This is a genomic window from Metabacillus crassostreae (assembly GCF_016908395.1).
Lineage (GTDB): Bacteria > Bacillota > Bacilli > Bacillales > Bacillaceae > Metabacillus > Metabacillus crassostreae.
In genome coordinates this window covers 466,068-483,045 of record NZ_JAFBDU010000001.1, presented here as the reverse complement: position 1 = coordinate 483,045, position 16,978 = coordinate 466,068, and the positions used below count along the sequence as shown (strand labels likewise).

At 32.0% G+C, this 16,978-nt stretch carries 21 protein-coding genes; 1 reads left to right on the top strand and 20 read right to left on the bottom strand.

Annotated features, from left to right (window positions below; translation table 11 throughout):
- Positions 1 to 18: 18 nt before the first annotated feature.
- The 8 genes from JOC75_RS02605 to JOC75_RS02570 all read right to left on the bottom strand — a co-directional run bounded on the left by JOC75_RS02605 (position 19) and on the right by JOC75_RS02570 (position 4,104).
- Complete coding sequence (locus JOC75_RS02605; RefSeq protein WP_204952559.1) at positions 19 to 573, bottom strand: hypothetical protein; 555 nt, start codon at positions 571 to 573, stop codon at positions 19 to 21.
- A 193-nt stretch (positions 574 to 766) separates the two neighbouring features.
- Positions 767 to 958 carry a hypothetical protein gene (locus tag JOC75_RS02600; protein WP_204952558.1) on the bottom strand — a complete coding sequence of 64 codons (192 nt, stop codon included), beginning with the start codon at positions 956 to 958 and terminating at the stop codon, positions 767 to 769.
- An 88-nt stretch (positions 959 to 1,046) separates the two neighbouring features.
- On the bottom strand, positions 1,047 to 1,232 hold the full coding sequence (locus JOC75_RS02595; RefSeq protein WP_204952557.1) for a hypothetical protein: 186 nt from the start codon (positions 1,230 to 1,232) through the stop codon (positions 1,047 to 1,049).
- Between the two features lie 183 nt (positions 1,233 to 1,415).
- Positions 1,416 to 1,616 carry a hypothetical protein gene (locus JOC75_RS02590; protein ID WP_204952556.1) on the bottom strand — a complete coding sequence of 67 codons (201 nt, stop codon included), beginning with the start codon at positions 1,614 to 1,616 and terminating at the stop codon, positions 1,416 to 1,418.
- 37 nt (positions 1,617 to 1,653) lie between these two features.
- On the bottom strand, positions 1,654 to 2,022 hold the full coding sequence (locus tag JOC75_RS02585; RefSeq protein WP_204952555.1) for a DUF4181 domain-containing protein: 369 nt from the start codon (positions 2,020 to 2,022) through the stop codon (positions 1,654 to 1,656).
- A gap of 521 nt (positions 2,023 to 2,543) precedes the next feature.
- The gene (locus tag JOC75_RS02580) at positions 2,544 to 2,822 is read right to left on the bottom strand and encodes a hypothetical protein (RefSeq protein ID WP_239589250.1); all 279 of its coding nucleotides are present in this window, start codon (positions 2,820 to 2,822) and stop codon (positions 2,544 to 2,546) included.
- Between the two features lie 88 nt (positions 2,823 to 2,910).
- Positions 2,911 to 3,093, bottom strand: coding sequence for a hypothetical protein (locus tag JOC75_RS02575; protein WP_204952554.1), 183 nt, complete (start codon positions 3,091 to 3,093; stop codon positions 2,911 to 2,913).
- A gap of 309 nt (positions 3,094 to 3,402) precedes the next feature.
- Positions 3,403 to 4,104, bottom strand: a complete 702-nt coding sequence (locus JOC75_RS02570; RefSeq protein WP_204952553.1) for an HAD family hydrolase — start codon at positions 4,102 to 4,104, stop codon at positions 3,403 to 3,405.
- 417 nt (positions 4,105 to 4,521) lie between these two features.
- On the opposite strand from JOC75_RS02570, the gene JOC75_RS02565 reads away from it, so the two are divergent.
- A complete protein-coding gene (locus JOC75_RS02565; protein WP_204952552.1) occupies positions 4,522 to 4,833 on the top strand; it encodes a YrhK family protein in 312 nt (103 codons plus the stop codon).
- Between the two features lie 558 nt (positions 4,834 to 5,391).
- On the opposite strand, the gene JOC75_RS02560 is transcribed toward JOC75_RS02565, so the two are convergent.
- The 12 genes from JOC75_RS02560 to JOC75_RS24135 form a co-directional block, all read right to left on the bottom strand.
- The gene (locus JOC75_RS02560) at positions 5,392 to 6,030 is read right to left on the bottom strand and encodes a DUF1349 domain-containing protein (RefSeq protein ID WP_204952551.1); all 639 of its coding nucleotides are present in this window, start codon (positions 6,028 to 6,030) and stop codon (positions 5,392 to 5,394) included.
- 346 nt (positions 6,031 to 6,376) lie between these two features.
- Positions 6,377 to 7,564: a staphylopine family metallophore export MFS transporter CntE gene (gene cntE / locus JOC75_RS02555; RefSeq protein WP_204952550.1), complete on the bottom strand. Its 1,188-nt coding sequence runs from the start codon at positions 7,562 to 7,564 to the stop codon at positions 6,377 to 6,379.
- 39 nt (positions 7,565 to 7,603) lie between these two features.
- Positions 7,604 to 8,350 (bottom strand): ABC transporter ATP-binding protein, encoded by a 747-nt coding sequence (locus JOC75_RS02550; RefSeq protein WP_204952549.1) that lies wholly within the window; start codon positions 8,348 to 8,350, stop codon positions 7,604 to 7,606.
- Positions 8,337 to 9,161, bottom strand: coding sequence for a staphylopine uptake ABC transporter ATP-binding protein CntD (gene cntD / locus JOC75_RS02545; protein ID WP_204952548.1), 825 nt, complete (start codon positions 9,159 to 9,161; stop codon positions 8,337 to 8,339). Before cntD ends, JOC75_RS02550 begins: the two co-directional genes overlap by 14 nt.
- Before the next feature lie 3 nt (positions 9,162 to 9,164).
- On the bottom strand, positions 9,165 to 10,061 hold the full coding sequence (gene cntC, locus JOC75_RS02540; RefSeq protein WP_204952547.1) for a staphylopine uptake ABC transporter permease subunit CntC: 897 nt from the start codon (positions 10,059 to 10,061) through the stop codon (positions 9,165 to 9,167).
- On the bottom strand, positions 10,062 to 10,994 hold the full coding sequence (opp1B, locus tag JOC75_RS02535; protein WP_204952546.1) for a nickel/cobalt ABC transporter permease: 933 nt from the start codon (positions 10,992 to 10,994) through the stop codon (positions 10,062 to 10,064). It lies immediately after the preceding gene.
- 234 nt (positions 10,995 to 11,228) lie between these two features.
- The gene (gene cntA / locus JOC75_RS02530) at positions 11,229 to 12,803 is read right to left on the bottom strand and encodes a staphylopine-dependent metal ABC transporter substrate-binding lipoprotein (protein ID WP_204953486.1); all 1,575 of its coding nucleotides are present in this window, start codon (positions 12,801 to 12,803) and stop codon (positions 11,229 to 11,231) included.
- Positions 12,804 to 12,963: 160 nt separating this feature from the next.
- Positions 12,964 to 14,277, bottom strand: coding sequence for an opine metallophore biosynthesis dehydrogenase (locus JOC75_RS02525; protein ID WP_204952545.1), 1,314 nt, complete (start codon positions 14,275 to 14,277; stop codon positions 12,964 to 12,966).
- Positions 14,278 to 14,305: 28 nt separating this feature from the next.
- On the bottom strand, positions 14,306 to 15,100 hold the full coding sequence (locus tag JOC75_RS02520; protein ID WP_204952544.1) for a nicotianamine synthase family protein: 795 nt from the start codon (positions 15,098 to 15,100) through the stop codon (positions 14,306 to 14,308).
- Positions 15,101 to 15,117: 17 nt separating this feature from the next.
- Positions 15,118 to 15,951, bottom strand: a complete 834-nt coding sequence (locus JOC75_RS02515; protein WP_204952543.1) for a histidine racemase CntK family protein — start codon at positions 15,949 to 15,951, stop codon at positions 15,118 to 15,120.
- A 251-nt stretch (positions 15,952 to 16,202) separates the two neighbouring features.
- On the bottom strand, positions 16,203 to 16,655 hold the full coding sequence (locus JOC75_RS02510; protein WP_204952542.1) for a hypothetical protein: 453 nt from the start codon (positions 16,653 to 16,655) through the stop codon (positions 16,203 to 16,205).
- A 53-nt stretch (positions 16,656 to 16,708) separates the two neighbouring features.
- Positions 16,709 to 16,876 (bottom strand): DnaB-like helicase C-terminal domain-containing protein, encoded by a 168-nt coding sequence (locus tag JOC75_RS24135; protein ID WP_275580235.1) that lies wholly within the window; start codon positions 16,874 to 16,876, stop codon positions 16,709 to 16,711.
- Positions 16,877 to 16,978 lie beyond the last annotated feature (102 nt).

The window sequence follows — 16,978 nt, the reverse complement described above, 5'->3', positions numbered from 1 at the left end:
AAAAAGCACTGTTAAGCATTATATAGAATTAAAATAATCAATAATCTCATAGCCAACATAACTTTTTATATTGGGAAATTCACTCCTATAATAGCAATTCCAATAACTGATTACTTGGCTTACAGTTGTATTATAAAATTGCGGATTATCTGAAATAAATTCTTTTATTTTACTTTTGTTAATGGTATTCAAATTCACTTTAATTTCTTGTAGTATTTCAAAAACATATTCTCCAACTAAACGAATTAAATAAGGAATAATAAAATGATACTCATTACTTTGGGGAATAATCCTTTTTAAATTATATTCTCTAACAAAACCGTTGTGATGTCTTGTAAATAAACAACCTGCGATTACTTGTTGCCTTTTTGTTAAGGAATTAAATTGTATTTTTGAAGGTTCATGATAATAAATTCGTTCAGGTATCAAAAGCTGATTTTCACAAAAATCCACCTTAAAACAATCAGAAAAATCTAAATCGCTTGCTTTAAACATCCTATCTACAACCGTCATAACATCATTTTTCATCTCTCTTGGAAATGCTTTTATTAATTCATATTTTCTTTCTGCCAAATTCCCACCTACTAAGCAAAGAATTGATTAATTGGATCTTCTATTATACGATGTCTTCTTCTTCAGCTATCCTTTTTCATTAAAACAATAATACTTTGTTAAAAAGTCTTTAGTGTTATTAAGGTCAAAGGGTTGCTGGCACTAGCTTATTTTCAGCTCTAGACCAATTTAATATAAGTATTCATTTTCATTATTAGAAGTTGTCTTGCTTTCTAATATTAATTAAAGCAATGAAATTAACTATTAAAGATAAAATTCCAGCTACTAAAAAGAAGTAAAATAAAAACATCTTATTATCATTCCAAGCATTATAAGAAATAGGAATAACAACAATGGTAATAATAAAATAGTTTATATAAACTTGAAATTTAGAAATCTTAAACACCGTTTTTCCCCCATACAACCATAGTAACCCCATTTATGTTTTTAGATAGATGATTATTGTTCAGTTATGTAAATCGTTTCACAAACTTTTAATTTCTCTTTATTGCCTTATAAAAATACAAACTCAGCCAACCACCAACTAAAGCAATCGGCACAGCAAATATTCGTTTTGGATTACCCTCTTGAACCCAATCTATATTAAAATTAGGGGCTACATATAATAAAAATAACAAAATGACAATACCTGAAGAAGCCCTAATTAAAAAATATATCATTTTCTAAATCACCAATCCTTGACGGTTTGTTTTATAATCTTTTTATAAAGTTAAAATCGACTGTTATACTATGTCAATCAAATTAGCTATTTTAGAATAATATTTATATTACCTTTCTCCCAAGCAAAGCACACAGTTACATAGATTAATAAAGTATTTATTTCTATTACTGAGAGAACATTCTTAATTCTTTTTTTCTAGTACTCGCTTTATATCAAAGATTCCTATCGTTCCACAAATCAAAACACCCAATAGTAAAATACCTGTAAGAATCCAGTTATCCCCCCAGCCTGTGATTGCACTACATAAACAGCATAATGCAATAACTAAAGCTCCATATTTCTCTCTCCATCTTGCTAATTTAGAGGAATCATCACCACTCATACTTCTTCCCTCCTTTTTCACTAAAGCCACGATGGTCTTAATTAATTATAGAAAAAAGATAATCTAAATTATATATAATAATGAGACCTAATATTAGTATAATAGCTGTACCCATATATTGCTTTGAATCTTTTATAAAGATAAACTCCATAACAGCCTGAAAACCAAATAATAATGTAAAGTAGGCCATCCAAAACAACTTCATTATGTTATCCGAATCTTTATTACTCACAAACCATAATGTACATAAGAAGATGACAAGTATAATACCTCTACCCCAACGGTCTATATTTTCACCTCGTATATCATCAATATTTTTCTTTTGCACTCCAAGTATTTTGTATGTTAATTTCTCTGTTACAAATATTATTAAAACTAGAATTAATAATAACAATACTAAGTTCATGCATTTCTCCTTTAGCTACATATTTTAACTACTTCGTTAACTTTGAATGATAACTTTATTGTAAACTCGCATCCTATACTTTCTACAAACGTTAACCTTTATCTTGGATTACTACTGTATAAATAACTCATTTAATTCTATAATTTGTCGGCATTGCTCAAATATGTATCTTTATCCTTTTAATTATTGTACTAGTTAAAAGTTAATGTTGTTTTTTAGCACATTGTTGATTAGAGGTGAATATATGAGACTCCTACTTAGAGAAGCGTGTCAAAGGGAGACCCCACAGGCCGCAGCTTACGAGGAGGCTCCCGGACCTAGGAAAAAACGAACTGCTTTTTTCCCGGGAAAGCGAATGCCTGTAACGGAAATCAACAACAAAGTTTAACAGGGCCAATTATTTAAAAACTATTCAAATTTACATTTAAATGAATGCTGCTGAATAGTTACCAATAATTAACCTTTCATTCACCAAGAAAGCTGCCTGGATTAACTATTCTTGGAATTTAAGCAGCAGTTTGTTAAGTAATATTTTTTAGCCAAGTTAATATACGAATAAATTGAAATGGCTCATACCAAGTAACTAAAAATAAGATTATAAAAAAGAAAGTAAGCGATATATATTTTATACGACCTTTTTCCTTCCTAGAGATTGCTATAAAACTGAATAAAGCTCCTATCAATAAAAAAAGTGCTCCTATAAGTACAATGGGTTCATAGTAACCTACTACTATCCAATTTAATCCAAAAGAAAGCAATCCAAAAAGTATAGCGATTATTGACCATTTACTATATGTCATAATCAACCTCCTAAAAAATATATTAATTATCGTGCTATTTACACGAAATACTAAAAATATTTATTGAACTCACTACCAATTACTTTAATTAGATATTATCAGACTTCAAAGAACCTTTTTTGAATAACCAGATTAGTAACATAACAATACCGAACATGCCACCAATGAACTCAGCGATATAAAATTCTCCATCTCTCATCAATCGAATTAAGAACCCTCCACCAAAAATAATAGTAATAATTACCCCGATAGATAATATCCATTGCTTCATATCAGAGTCACCCCTTTTCACAATCTAAAAATATTTGTTTCATAATTTTAACATTAATTCCCTTTTTAAGTGAAAAAAATGCGTCCATTGTAAAATGAACGCACCTATTAGTTGAGATGTATTATTCAAAAAAACAATTTTCTTTTCATACATACTTTGAACTAATTTCATCAGGTATTCAATTTAGTTATAGTTATAGTTATCCTTACTATAACCATATACTAAAAAAGACCGCTGGTTAACACCAAACGGTCAAATAAATAAAATAGTAAACTCCATAACAAAACAGCTCTTAAATGTAATTCAGGCTTATTTTACAAATAAATTCAACAATTCCTTTGCACTATGTACTTCTTTATCTGGTTTATAGAACGCATTTTCAGGTAAATCTTTTTTTCGATGATTCATCCAGATTGCCTGCCAGCCTGCTTGTTTTGCTCCGATAATATCTTTTTCAAAATTGTCACCAATATAAACCGTTTCTGATGAATCAAGGTTCATTTTCTCTTCAATATAATCAAACACTTCTCTTTTCGGTTTTGCATGACCGATTGTTCCAGAAATAAAGGTTTTTTCTGCAGAAAACCAGCGACTAAGGCATAGCTGCTTTATTTTCATCTTTTGGTGTTTTTCCTCACCATTGGTGAGAATACCAAGCTGTTTTCCTTCTTTGTACAGAACATTTAATAGTTCTTCCACTTCCGGAAACAATGTAATGTTATTTTGTTCGGCAACATATGTTTCATGAAAAATAGCTGCTTTTTCCGTATCAATCGGAATATTAAAGTCCTTACAAGCAGCAATAATTCTTCCTGTTTGCCATTCAAATTGTGATATTTCACCATTTTCACTTTTATCAAATAATATCTCGCTATACTTTCGACTAGCTTTATACAAAAAGTCAATTTCTTTGTCAGTAAATGGCTCTTCAAATAGCTTCCTAACCGTTTTATGAAAAGATTGTGCTTGATCATATAATGTATCATCAACATCAAAAATGATTGTATCCATTGTTATACCTCCTTATCTTTATGATATCACTAGTTTATTGTTGACTCAGTATCAATGTTAAGAATTATTTACTGAATACAAATAATTCTTAACATTGATTTTTTTATCGTTTTTTAGCAGAAAATTTCTCTTTATAAAAGTAATAGATAATAGATAAATTACACATTTACTTGCTGTTACAATTGTCAATTATTTAATCAAGTAACCTAAAATGAAGAGGTAACTGTGTAGAAAAACAGCTGAAAATTTCGACTTTTTAAAAAATCTACATGATGAATTATTTTCTATAGTATATCTAATGAACAGTATAAGAGAAGTGAAACCCTTGTTACTTCGTACTAGTTAATTCTATGTTTTAATCATCGCATAGAAAGGTAAATAACATTAAAATACTACAGTTGCAAATGGGTGAATAAAATGTTTAAAAGATTAAAAAATCGAACAACACTTGATCAAGAAACGATTCAAATTCATTTAGGAAAAAAAAATATGGTCATCCAAAATCGTTATCAAATGGTTTACTACCTTAACAATATTCTCCAAGGGTTGTTATATTTGACCGGTAGTATTCTTTTTTTATCAAAATTTAACGAAGTATACGCTATTTCCTTTTTTATCGCTGGTAGTTTCCTTATGGTTTTCCGTTCTCTTATTCAAATTGTAAGAGATATTCATTTAATGAAGTTAAAAAATGAAGATAACACGAATACACCAAACAATTCATATTAAAAATTGTTTGGCAAAATGGACATACCTCTTGGTTCAATTCTTACAGATTCACTTAACCTTAATTTGAAATAACTCACCCCATTGCATGAAGAAGTTCAGTGGTGGGTTATTTTTTATTAAAAGAAATCTCCAGTAGATAATTGGTTAGTGATTGCTACTTTATAAATCGCAGTTACTGCTAAATAAGTTTAAAAATATATGGAAGGTCAGTTCATGAAAAAGCAGTATATAGTTTTTTACATTTGGTTAGGTATACGATCTTCGCTTTTTTTCTCATGAGGTACTTTTTGCAAGAATCAAAAGAACTTGGGATTGGTAAAAAAAAAGAAATCTTTAATGCGTATATAACCGACATAGTAAAGGTGACTATGTTGTTTGTTATTTTGTGATTGTAACAAAAATAATGTAGTAACAGTGAGCAGGAAAGTTCTTTCTCACCTAATTATTTCTTTCTGTTTGAAATTTTCCATTGTCATACTTATACCTAACAAAAAAAACTTAGAGTTTGTCTATCTTCAGTAATTTAGCGCAGTAATTACGCCATTAATTATGTACTTGTTAAAGATAAGCTTCACTTGGATCAGAAGAAAGCTCTTCAATCGTAAGAAAATCAAAACGCACAGTTTGATCTTTTCCTTGAGGACTGCATGCGAATAATCCAGCTGAAATTGTTGAGTCACAGGGAATATCCAGGTGAGCTAGCCGTATTTGCATCCATTCTTCCCCATCCAAGGAAAAATCAACATAACAATTTTGAGCAATTCTAGATACTCTAAAGAATAGGTCAATCTCTTTAGACTCCATATTTTGTGTCGACCAGTCAGAATATCCTCGATTTGTTACTACTGTACCCAATTTACTCAAAGTAATTGTTATATATTCTAAAGAAGTTTTAACCCAAACATCCTTTGAAAAGCGAATCATCAACCCTGCGTGGTCGTATTTTGACTTTGGAAAAGTTTTGACCTTTGTGGTCATCCTAAAATTTTTATCAGTATTCATATATAGAAAATGACCATTATCTGCTTCAAAGCCGTAATGTGTTTTTTGCCAGTAATCTGTTTCCAGATCGGTTCCTAAAACCAATTGAGAACTCGTTGTATCAACAAACCAATTCTTAGGTTCACAACGCCATTCTAGTAAGCTATTTAATTGTTCACTTTCAAATTTCTCCTCAAGAATCCATTGTTTAACCAACCAAACCCCTCCATTTTTAACAATTACTTACTTTCACAACCATTATACAGCAGCTATTCCTATCATTAAAGCTACATTTGAAAAGTTATAACAAGTTAAGGAAGCTTATTTGTGGAAATAAAAGTAAATTTATTAAGTGATACACATGAAGGAGTTTTTGATAATGGTGTTTCCTCCTTTGTTGATAAGATTTAGTTGTGTTAATTAATATCACTTGCAAGTATTTCATCATTCTTCTCACGTAGTACTTATTCATATCTTCAATCGATAAATTTCAAGCTATTGTTTGGTGAATTTCACATCAGTAACATCAGTGAAAATATGTAAAAGTCAGTACTCCTAGTCTTCATTGTAAATCCCCATTAAATATGTTTCTTCGAAAATAAGTAAATACAATCATTATTACGCCTAACCCAGCACAAAGCGTATACATCATTGAGTATGATGACATATCGGCTATAGGTCCCATCATTACTCCTCCTAGAGATACACCGAGATCAGCCATAGCTATAAATAACCCTAGTAACACATTTCGATTCACCTGTGGTAAGACAAAGCTTAAATAGGTTGTTAATGTCGGATACAAAAGAGCTTGCGCTATCCCAATTAGAAAGGCACCAACATAAAAAAAGCTAGCTCCACCATTTATAGCAAAACTCACACATTGTGTTCCCGTTGCTAATAGAAGCATCGTACCCATAATAAAACCTGGATGCCACTTTCCGTCAGAAGGGATTTTCTTTCTTAAAGCAAACCGAGATAAGACAACAGTTCCTGCCATGATCATGAGGAAAATTCCAGCATTTCCGTTTTTTATCACGTCAGCATATAGGGGAATAAAGATCGTCGTTGCACCGAATATAATTGAACCAACTAACATAAGAACACTACATGTAAACAAATATGAATTTTTCACTAACTGGCCAAAAGAATGGAACATATTTATACCTTGCTCTGAATTCTTTGTAACAGTTTGTGCTTCCTGTTTATCCATTTTGGCACTATAGCCCACCACTCCAGTAAAGATGGTAATTCCGATCATCACGAATGCAAAGTATTCCATTCCTCCTTGCCAAATACCTATTGCCAATATTGGACCAATAATACCTGGTATATAAGAAAATAAAGAATAAAGTGATATCCCCTGAGAACGATCTTTTTCTGGCAGGGCATCAATAATTCCGATCTGTAAGGCCATTGAAAAGAAAGCTGTTGATACTCCTTGTAACATACGAGCAACTAGATAACCACCTAGCCCAGTTACTGTATATAAAATTAAAGCAAAACCATTAATAATAAGGATCAAGCGCAATACTTTTATTGAACCATGCTTTTGAATAATATGTCCTGCCCAAGGTCTAAAAAACATAGTTGTAAATAAATATGCCCCCATAATCAAACCTATTGTTGTGTTGGTGGCTCCTAATGCATCTCCTTTCAAAGGTATAATAACATTTAGTATAGAATTGGCACTAAAATAAAGAAGCACCAAAAGATATAATCGTAGAAAGGGCCATGACAAAGCTCCACTCAAAATTTCTTCTCCTCCAAACCTATCAGTCAATTAACCTGATTAAAACGTGATCAATGATTGCAATAATTTTCTTGCATAAAAGGATTTTACGTTCTTTAAGTGTTCAATTTTAACTATTTCTTCTATACTTCCATCCTTAAAAATAATCACTCGATTACAAATATAGGCGGCAGCCTGTAAGTCATGTGTGATAAATATGTAACTCATGTTGTAGATTGTTTTAAGATCCTTAAGTAAATCAAGAACTTGTATTTGAACAGATACATCCAAAGAACTGATTGCTTCATCTAATAGAATACATTTTGGTTCTGTTGAAATAGCTCTTGCTATACATACTCTCTGAACTTCTCCCCCTGATAACTCATGAGGATATTTGGTTCGATAAAACGAAGGCAAGCCTACTTGATTTAATAGATTATCAATTTTGTCTTTGTTCTCTTTTTTACTTCTGTTATTAATATTTAACGGCTCTAAGATCGCATCTTCAACAGTAAAAAATGGATTAATCGAGGATTTATAGTCTTGAAAAACAGCGCTTATATTGCCTAATCTTACTTTTCTATCTTGTACATTCATCCCATTAAATGAAACCAATCCGTAATCAGGTTTTTCAATTCCTAAAATCAAACGACCTAACGTTGATTTTCCACTCCCACTTTCCCCAATAATACCCAGACATTCTCCGTCTTCACATTCAAAGCTAACATTCTTTAAAACATTTTGTCTCTCTGAAGAAAACAATCCAGCTCGTTTATAGGTTTTCCCAATATTCTCAACTTTGAGCAACTAGTAGCCCCTCCCCCATTACTCTCTTAAAATGATCGTTCAATACTTTTCTCGTAGATACCAAATATTTTGTGTATTCATGTTGGGGCATTGAGAAAATGGTTTCAGTTTGCCCTCGTTCAATAATTTCCCCGTTCTTCATAACCATAACATCATCAGCCATTTTTCTTACAACACCTAAATCATGGGAAATAAAGATCATTGAGCATCCTAATCTTTCTCGCAACTTGATAAACTGATCAACTACTTCAAACTGTGAAATGGTGTCAAGAGCAGTTGTTGGTTCATCTGCAATAATAATATCTGGCTCTAGTGCAATGGCAAGTGCAATCATCATTCGTTGTAGCATACCTCCTGACAGCTGATGTGGATATTTATTCATCACATCTCTCGGATTTTTCAACATAACGCTTTCCATTGCACTTGTTATTTTTCGTTCTATTTCGTTTTTACTCCAATTAAAATGTTCAGCTAGAGTTTCCCTTAAATGTACACCAACAACACAAGAAGGGTCGAAAGCACTCATCCCATTTTGTAAAATCATGCAAACGTTTCTGCCCCTTTTCTTTCTTATCTCTTTTGTCGAAAGATTGGATATGTTTTCTCCTTTTAAAAGGACATCCCCCGCTTGGTGAAGTGATGGGCTATTCAATCTCATGATCGCCCTACATGTGACAGACTTACCACTTCCACTTTCTCCTACAATTGCTAAGCAGCTTCCGGACTCTAAATGAAAAGAGCTATCTTGAATAATCTTTTTATCAGAATTAACATCCCATACCTTTAAATGGTTAACTTCTAAAATATTCATGATTTAATTAGCCACCCCTTTTTCTTGAACCTTCATCTTAGAAAGTGGTGAAATTTGTTTATGTTTGTGTTTATTGTTTATTAATTTAGGATCTAGAGCAATTTGTAGAGAATCTGACAAAAAATTAAACGCTGATACAACAATGACAATCGCTAAACCAGGAGCTAACAATAATTCTGGTCTCGTAAACATAACTTCCCTCGCTTCATTTAACATCATTCCCCATTCAGCATTTGGGGCTTGAATGCCTAAGCCCAAAAATGAAAAACCCGATATTTGTAGAATCATAGATCCAATAGATCCACTTGAAATCACAGCAATATCAGAGAAGGTAACTGGAACAATGTGTCTGCAAATGATACTTAGATCACGAATACCAGATGCTTTAGAAAACTTTACATAATCTAATTCAGCATACTGCATGACAGATGTTCTAATTACTCGAGCAAACCAAGCCCATTTAATCAAAGCAAATGCTATTAAAATATTTTCTAGACCTACACCTAATATTCCAATAACCGCCAATGCCATCACATAACCTGGGAACGAAAGCATTGTGTCACATATTCTCATAATGATTATATCGACTTTTCCTCTGAAATAACCAGCTAGAAACCCTAATATTACTCCAATGAATACAGATATGAAAAGGATCAATAATACCCATAACACACTTGGTCGAATTCCATATATGATTCTTGATAAAATACATCTCCCTAGATGATCATTACCTAATAAGTATTGAAAGGAAGGTGAAGAATATCGTAGACTCATCGTAATTTCATTAGGATCGTGTGGTGAAAATAACGGTGCGAATAAACCAACAATTATAGTCAATATAATGATCAGTAAAGACATCATTGCCAACTTATCTTTAAGTAGGTTTTTCAATACTCTCATCTAAAATTCATTCCTTAACTTAGGATTCAATACAGCATTAAAAATGTCTGAAAGTGTATTAAACAATACAAAAGCTGTTGCTAATATAAGCACGTAAGCTTGTATAATAGGAAAGTCTCTGCTTAAGATCGCCTTCACACTTAAACTTCCTAACCCTGGCCAAGCAAAAACATTCTCTATTACGACTGTACTTCCTAATATAATAGGTATGGCCATAGCAAATATTGAAATGGAGACTTGCAAAGAATTTCTTAGGATATGGAGGATAATCTTACTTTCAGGTAACCCAGATGCTCTTCCATAAAGAACATAATCCTCATTTAAGTTATTTAAAAAAGAAGTTCGGACATTTCTAAAATATATACCAGCATAACTTATAGTGATAACAATAACCGGGAGAATATAACTACTATAAGAATCCATTCCACTTGTTGGTAACAAATTTAATTTGACCGAGACATACCAAATCAAGATTGTTGCCAATAAGTATGACGGTACTGCTGTTAAGAAAAAAGAAACTCCTCTTATCGATTTATCAATGATTTCCCCTTCCTTTAAAGCACAAATAACACCTAACAGAATTGACACCATGATTATGAAAAAAGAGGAAACTACAGTTAACTTGAATGTATTTAAAAATGCTGGACCAATTAATGACCACACAGATTTACCATTAATATATGAAACTCCAAAGTCCAACTGTAGAGATGAGCTTAACCAATCAAAATACCGTAAAATAAATGGCTTATTCATACCGAGTTCTTCTTTTGTTTGTTTTAATAACTCTTCTGTTATTTGTGGCACACCTTGCGCTTGTAATACCACTTCAGCTGGATCTAAAGGAGAGAGATTAATAAGGACAAACGTCAAAAACGAGATGATTAAAAGTAAAGGAACGGAGATGAGTATCCTTTTGAAAATATAACTTCCCATAGAAAATCTCCTTTCTATTAAAATTATAACGTTCGAATTCCTTAAAAATAAAAGGGGAGATTCCCCTTCTATTTAAGACTGTTTTCGTATACTTTGTTGCTTTGCAAACTTGAAGGAAACTACATAACATAATGTCTAGTGGCATCTTTTCTGCTAGAAAAGTACCATTTGCCGATAAAAAGACTTTTTTCAACAGATAATTAAGTCAATTAAATAAGCTTTCAGAAAAGCGCCTTACTTAAAGTTCATCAATTCAAATGGCAGTTCAAACTGAGTTTGTTTAAATGATACATCATCTAAATTTTTTGGGGCTATTACTGTCATACTTCCATTTGTAATTGGAATAAAGACGGCTTCATCGTGGACAATTGTTAAAATATTAGCGTACAATGATTTTCTAATTTCCTCGTCTGTTGATACCATAACTTGTTCAATTGTATTGTATAGTTCATCTGCCTTTTCAATGCCTTTTGTTGTGTGCAAATAAGAAGCTTCAGATGCAAAAGCAGCGATTGTACTTTGTGGGTCATATGCTAGACCCCAAGTTTGGTTGAATAAGAGATCATAGTCACCAGTGGATCTTCTATTTGCAATTGAAGTTGACTCTTCACCAATAATCTCCAATTCAAGACCAATCTCTTTAAATGAACCTTGAATAAATTCAGCTTGAGTTTTCTGAGAAGAAGAATTGCTGTCATAATAAAGCTTCATAGCTAACTTTTTCCCGTCTTTGATTCTCATTTTATCGCTTCCTATTTGCCAACCATTTTCTGCTAAAATCTCCTTGGCTTTTTCTACATCATATCCCCGCTTCTTTAACTCAACATTGGCATAATTTACATTAGATGAAAATAATGTATCAGCGACTGATTCTGTACCATTTAAAATATCTTTACTAATTGTTTCTCTATCAATCGCATACCATATCGCTTCACGAACAGCTGTTTCACTTATTGGATTGTCAGCTTTACTGCTATTAGCAACAATCATTTTTGTGTTCATAGGTTCACTTCTTACTAATTGATAATCTCCGGAATCGACCAATTGATTCATTGCTTCAACATCGAGACTATCTGCACCACGATCATCTGTAAATGCAAAGTTGACTTCTCCTTTTTGTAATGCTAACAATGTCGTTTCACCAGCTGGAAGTACTTTAGAGGTAATACTCTTAATTTCAGGTTTTCCATTCCAATAGTTATCATTTGCTTTAAAAGTAGCGTATTCTTCGGTTTTATGTTCAGTGAGTTTATATGGGCCAGTTCCGTTAAAACCACTTACACCATCTTTCGTCCCTCCATTTTTAAAATCTTTGGGTGATATAAATACATAAGGTCTTGTCATAGACAATTCAAGCAATGTTGGATAGTATGCTTCAGACAATATTAATTCAACAGTATACTGATCTACTATTTTCACACTTTCAATTTTTGTAGATAACTTAATCCAGGCATGCTTTTCTGCATTATTCTGAACAGCTTCAAAATTTTTCTTCACTGCCTCTGCGTTAAACTGCTCACCATCATGAAATTTCACATCTTTTCTTAAAAAAAACGTGTATACTTTACCATCTTCCGAAACCTCCCAGGACTCCGCAAGTAAAGGCTTGATACCCTCTTTCGTATTTTCAACTAATGATTCATACACCATCCCTTGTGCAGGCATTGAACCTGTGTATAAATGCGGGTTCATATCATTAATATCTTTCGCAGATGCATAAACTAACTCGTTATCACGATTAACTTCATTGTCCTTTTTCTCACTAGTAGTGTTATTTGCAGAGCAAGCAGACACTATAAATAAAACCATAATTACTAGACTCACTAACTTATATTTTTTAAAGAACAAAATCACTCTCTCCCTTTAACTTTAATTAATTTATATATGTAAAAAAATATTCTGTCATAATAAAACGAAATTATTCCTATTTACGTAAAATATTTATCTCTAAGTCGAAGAGAAGTTCTACTCAACCTACTTTTTTTCCTATACTTTTTCCTATTTCACTACAGATCATATTTAAATCTTCCTCAAAGCTTTGAACAACAAAGGCATTAGATAACAATTCATTTTCATGAGTTTGAGCTACTTCTTGAATTTTACTTTCATATGTTTTAATGAATTTATCTATTGTTGGACAATCAGAGTCCAAATACTTTGCAATTCCTTGAATTATTTTTATACGATAATAATCTTCCTTTGGCATCCTAGGAATATCCAAATACCCTTCTCTGTTAACAAACATTTTTCTAATTGGGACTGCTGAAAAATCATAATATTTTCCATCATTATCTGGTTTTGAAAAAGGATCGATTAACAGTGAAGTATAACGAACATATAACAAGTACTCTTGGTGAATACTATCTAAATAACTAAAGTTTTCAATATCATATCTAGATAAACTTTCCAATCTTATCGGATAATTATCATCCGTCATAAATTTAAGTAAGTTTATACCTTTTATATTTATTTTCTCTAAAACCTGCATCATTTCTTTCCATTGTGCCAACATATCACGAATTAAATATTGAGTAATAGGCCCTTCAGGATAAATTTTATACACATAACTTTTGACAGTTAAATCATCAAATATTGCACCTAAAGAAAAGTGATTCATAAACAACGGTGGGTGGACATATAAAGAAATATTTCTTGTTTCCGCCTCAATTGGAGTATTCATCATTTCTAGTTCTATGCCTAATTGCTCACATAGCTTATGTAGTTTCTCAATATTTTCTGAAGAATCGTTCGTTGAACCTATGTATATTTTTTTCTTCACTGCCGTTGTTAAAACATGATTTGAGGGATTATTATTTATCCATCGAGTATCACCATAATATGTCGAAAAACTAATAATCTCTGGATTTGCATTATGTTGCTTCATAAAATTCCGAATTAAATTATTTGACCCGAAAGTTGGAGAAATTAAAACAATACATCTTACTAATTTTAAGAGCTGATTATTGATTTGTTTTAATACTTCAATATAGGCATCTGTTGTTACAGATAGAAAGATAGTATCCCATTCCCCGCGAATAGTTTCATAGCCTTGGAAAACCTGATCAATAGAGGATTCTCCTTTCATCGCTCTATGCTTTTCATTTTGAATACTTACACGAATTCGATTATCACTATTTTTGAGTGTAGAATAAAATGCATCTGAGCGGACAGATTCTCTTCCAGCAATTCCTACATAACAATCCAATCGTTTTTTTAAATTTACAGCAAGTTGAATAGAAGTAGGACCCGTTCCTAAAATTAAGACTCGCTTAAAATCACTCATACAATCCTCCCTTTCTTATAAACACAAGCTAAGCCTTCTTATATAACGCAATGTCAAAAACATGATCTGGACGTAATAAATTATCAACCATTTTCCACTTTTGTTCATTTACTTTTTTCATTGGATAATTAAATAAGGATTTGAGTCCATTACCATATCTCATAGCCACAACAATATTTTGATTTGTTATTGAATGTAATTGATCTAGTATTTCATACTTTCTTTCAACAGTTGAACTGAAAATAATATGGGTTGCTTCATGTGAAAAATTTAGATCTTCTATTAACTTATTTTCAAGTCTAATATTTAACTCACTACCCAATCTCTTTACAACGTTTAACCCAAGCTTAATTGCCTCATTATCAATATCTATACCAACAACTTCTGCACCAGTTTGCTTAGCTATTAACAAAGGTGTCATAGGAAATGAACCTGATCCGATTAATAATACTTTTGATTCAGAATTGATCTGAAAACCACCGAATTCCTTCTCAATACATGACTCTATATTTTTAAAATAATCGGACATCCCATCATTTCCGTTCAACAACTTTAAAGCACGATCTTTTTCCATAATAGCGACACATTGTGCTGATTTTTTTCTCAAATTTGATAAAAGCTGATCAAAATCACTAGTTTCTTGTTGTGCTATTTGTTCCCATGTTTCTCTATTGCTCTCACTTGTAATAAATATTGAATAATCATCTATTACACTCTCAAATTCTCTACAGGTATTAGTTGTATGTTCATATCTTGTTATTAGACTATCGAATTTTTCTAAATAGCCATGTAAACAATCGTGAAAAGTTCTTAATTCAATCATGATTCCATTTCACTCCTTTAAATATCTACAAATGCTTTACCTTGAGCAACTATGTCAACAGATCCTCCAATCTGTAGGTTTGTAATTTCACCTTCTTGCCAATTAGCAACTACATTGATAACTCCACCAGGTTGTTTTATCTCGGCTGTAATTTCACCTTTATTCTTCCAAGCTAAATAAGCTCCTAAAGACGCTGTTCCTGATCCACATCCTCTTTCCCACATCATACTATCTAAACTTGGTACATAAATAAGTGGTTCCATTTCTCTTGATTTCGGATTATATAATAAAACACCAATTAAGTTAGATCCTAACGTTACTCCTAGCAGCTTTGCTAATGATTGTGCCTTCTCTTTCATCTCCTTACGATCCTCAGCAACTTCTAAAACGATATGAATAAATTCTTTATATCTTACGATAATCATATTCAAATCCACACCATCGTACTTTATGGTTCTCTGCTCAACCTTCATAGGGATAGGCATTGTTACATGACAATAAAATACATTTAAATTTCGTTTTACCTGGCAATTTATTAATTGATCTGTACCAGATACATCTAACAAGATTTCCATCACTTCATTTTTCTTAAGCGTCTTTTCTGACGCAATTAAAGCTGCCAAGCCCATACAAGCATTACCACAGAATTCTCCACCAGCCATTTGTAAATGAGCAGCAGCGTAATCACTTCTCGGTTCTTCAATAAATCCTACTTGTTCTGCAAACACGCTCTCGTATGACATAATCTTAGAAGCAATAATCTTATGCTCTACAGATGGATAATTAGTTTTGACAAGGATTGTCATGTTTTGTGTTGGATTTAATTTAATAAAATCAATTTCCCTTTTCATTCAAATCCCCTTTACATTCAAAATGATAAAATCGTAATTATTACGATTTAAAAACTAAAAATAAACCAAATTTTTCATATATCACCACCCTCAATTCGTAATCATTACTATTTAACAAATAATACCACTCTAAAACAATTTACGTCAACTATAAATTGGTATTTATTGATTATATTTGCAGAATAACCAATAGGAAAGGATCTTTTAAGATCCTTTCCTATTGGACAAATCTCTTCTCAATTAACCTCTTCTTATAATCTAACCCCACTAGCTTCCTTCATCCCCACCCTATTAAAAAAACCCGCTACAACTGGAAAACACTCATATTCCATCCTCATCTTCCGAAACGAAACCACTTCATTTCCTCTAGTAAGTTCATAATCTAGTGAATACGCATGGCAATTCATTGGAACGTGACCAAAAGTTTCTTTGAAGAATTGAATAGCCTTTTGCTTGCTATCCGCAAAAATAAAAACATATTCATTTTGATTCATCTTTAATGAGAAGATGTCAACTTTATGGAAACCTAGAACATTATTCTCTATTAATTCGGCTACTTTTTGATGATCTGCCAAGTCAAAGTTCAATTTTGACACATCGTCATTTAAAGATATTTTCTTTTCATTAAGTAAATAGAATATGTAATGCGCTAATGGAGATTCTTCCAGCAGAAGGGATTCAAGATAAAGTTCTTTTATGATCATCTCATACAACACCTTGTCATTTAAATTTTTTGTAAACGTCCTTATTACAAAGATTATTCCTTGATTAATGTTTGGGTCTTTTGATCCTCAATTTTCCCTGTATGTTCGTTGTAATGTACTTTAATAAATCCAACAGGACCATTTCGATTTTTGGAGACAATGATTTCAAGAGAATGATCTTGAGTATCTTTGTCATAATAGGCTTCACGATAAAGAAACAAAATGACATCAGCGTCTTGCTCAACACTGCCTGACTGCCTGACTCCCTGATATCAGACATCAGCGGTCGTTTGTTCGCTCTTGTTTCGACTGACCTGTTTAGT

What these genes read in the sequence shown, in the direction of transcription:
- JOC75_RS02595 (WP_204952557.1), bottom strand. Translation starts at nt 1,232, where the DNA reads ATGATATATTTTTTAATTAGGGCTTCTTCAGGTATTGTCATTTTGTTA.
- JOC75_RS02590 (WP_204952556.1), bottom strand. Translation starts at nt 1,616, where the DNA reads ATGAGTGGTGATGATTCCTCTAAATTAGCAAGATGGAGAGAGAAATAT.
- JOC75_RS02585 (WP_204952555.1), bottom strand. Translation starts at nt 2,022, where the DNA reads ATGAACTTAGTATTGTTATTATTAATTCTAGTTTTAATAATATTTGTA.
- JOC75_RS02580 (WP_239589250.1), bottom strand. Translation starts at nt 2,822, where the DNA reads ATGACATATAGTAAATGGTCAATAATCGCTATACTTTTTGGATTGCTT.
- JOC75_RS02575 (WP_204952554.1), bottom strand. Translation starts at nt 3,093, where the DNA reads ATGAAGCAATGGATATTATCTATCGGGGTAATTATTACTATTATTTTT.
- JOC75_RS02570 (WP_204952553.1), bottom strand. Translation starts at nt 4,104, where the DNA reads ATGGATACAATCATTTTTGATGTTGATGATACATTATATGATCAAGCA.
- JOC75_RS02565 (WP_204952552.1), top strand. Translation starts at nt 4,522, where the DNA reads ATGTTTAAAAGATTAAAAAATCGAACAACACTTGATCAAGAAACGATT.
- cntD (WP_204952548.1), bottom strand. Translation starts at nt 9,161, where the DNA reads ATGAATATTTTAGAAGTTAACCATTTAAAGGTATGGGATGTTAATTCT.
- cntC (WP_204952547.1), bottom strand. Translation starts at nt 10,061, where the DNA reads ATGAGAGTATTGAAAAACCTACTTAAAGATAAGTTGGCAATGATGTCT.
- opp1B (WP_204952546.1), bottom strand. Translation starts at nt 10,994, where the DNA reads ATGGGAAGTTATATTTTCAAAAGGATACTCATCTCCGTTCCTTTACTT.
- cntA (WP_204953486.1), bottom strand. Translation starts at nt 12,803, where the DNA reads ATGGTTTTATTTATAGTGTCTGCTTGCTCTGCAAATAACACTACTAGT.
- JOC75_RS02525 (WP_204952545.1), bottom strand. Translation starts at nt 14,277, where the DNA reads ATGAGTGATTTTAAGCGAGTCTTAATTTTAGGAACGGGTCCTACTTCT.
- JOC75_RS02520 (WP_204952544.1), bottom strand. Translation starts at nt 15,100, where the DNA reads ATGATTGAATTAAGAACTTTTCACGATTGTTTACATGGCTATTTAGAA.
- JOC75_RS02515 (WP_204952543.1), bottom strand. Translation starts at nt 15,951, where the DNA reads ATGAAAAGGGAAATTGATTTTATTAAATTAAATCCAACACAAAACATG.
- JOC75_RS02510 (WP_204952542.1), bottom strand. Translation starts at nt 16,655, where the DNA reads ATGATCATAAAAGAACTTTATCTTGAATCCCTTCTGCTGGAAGAATCT.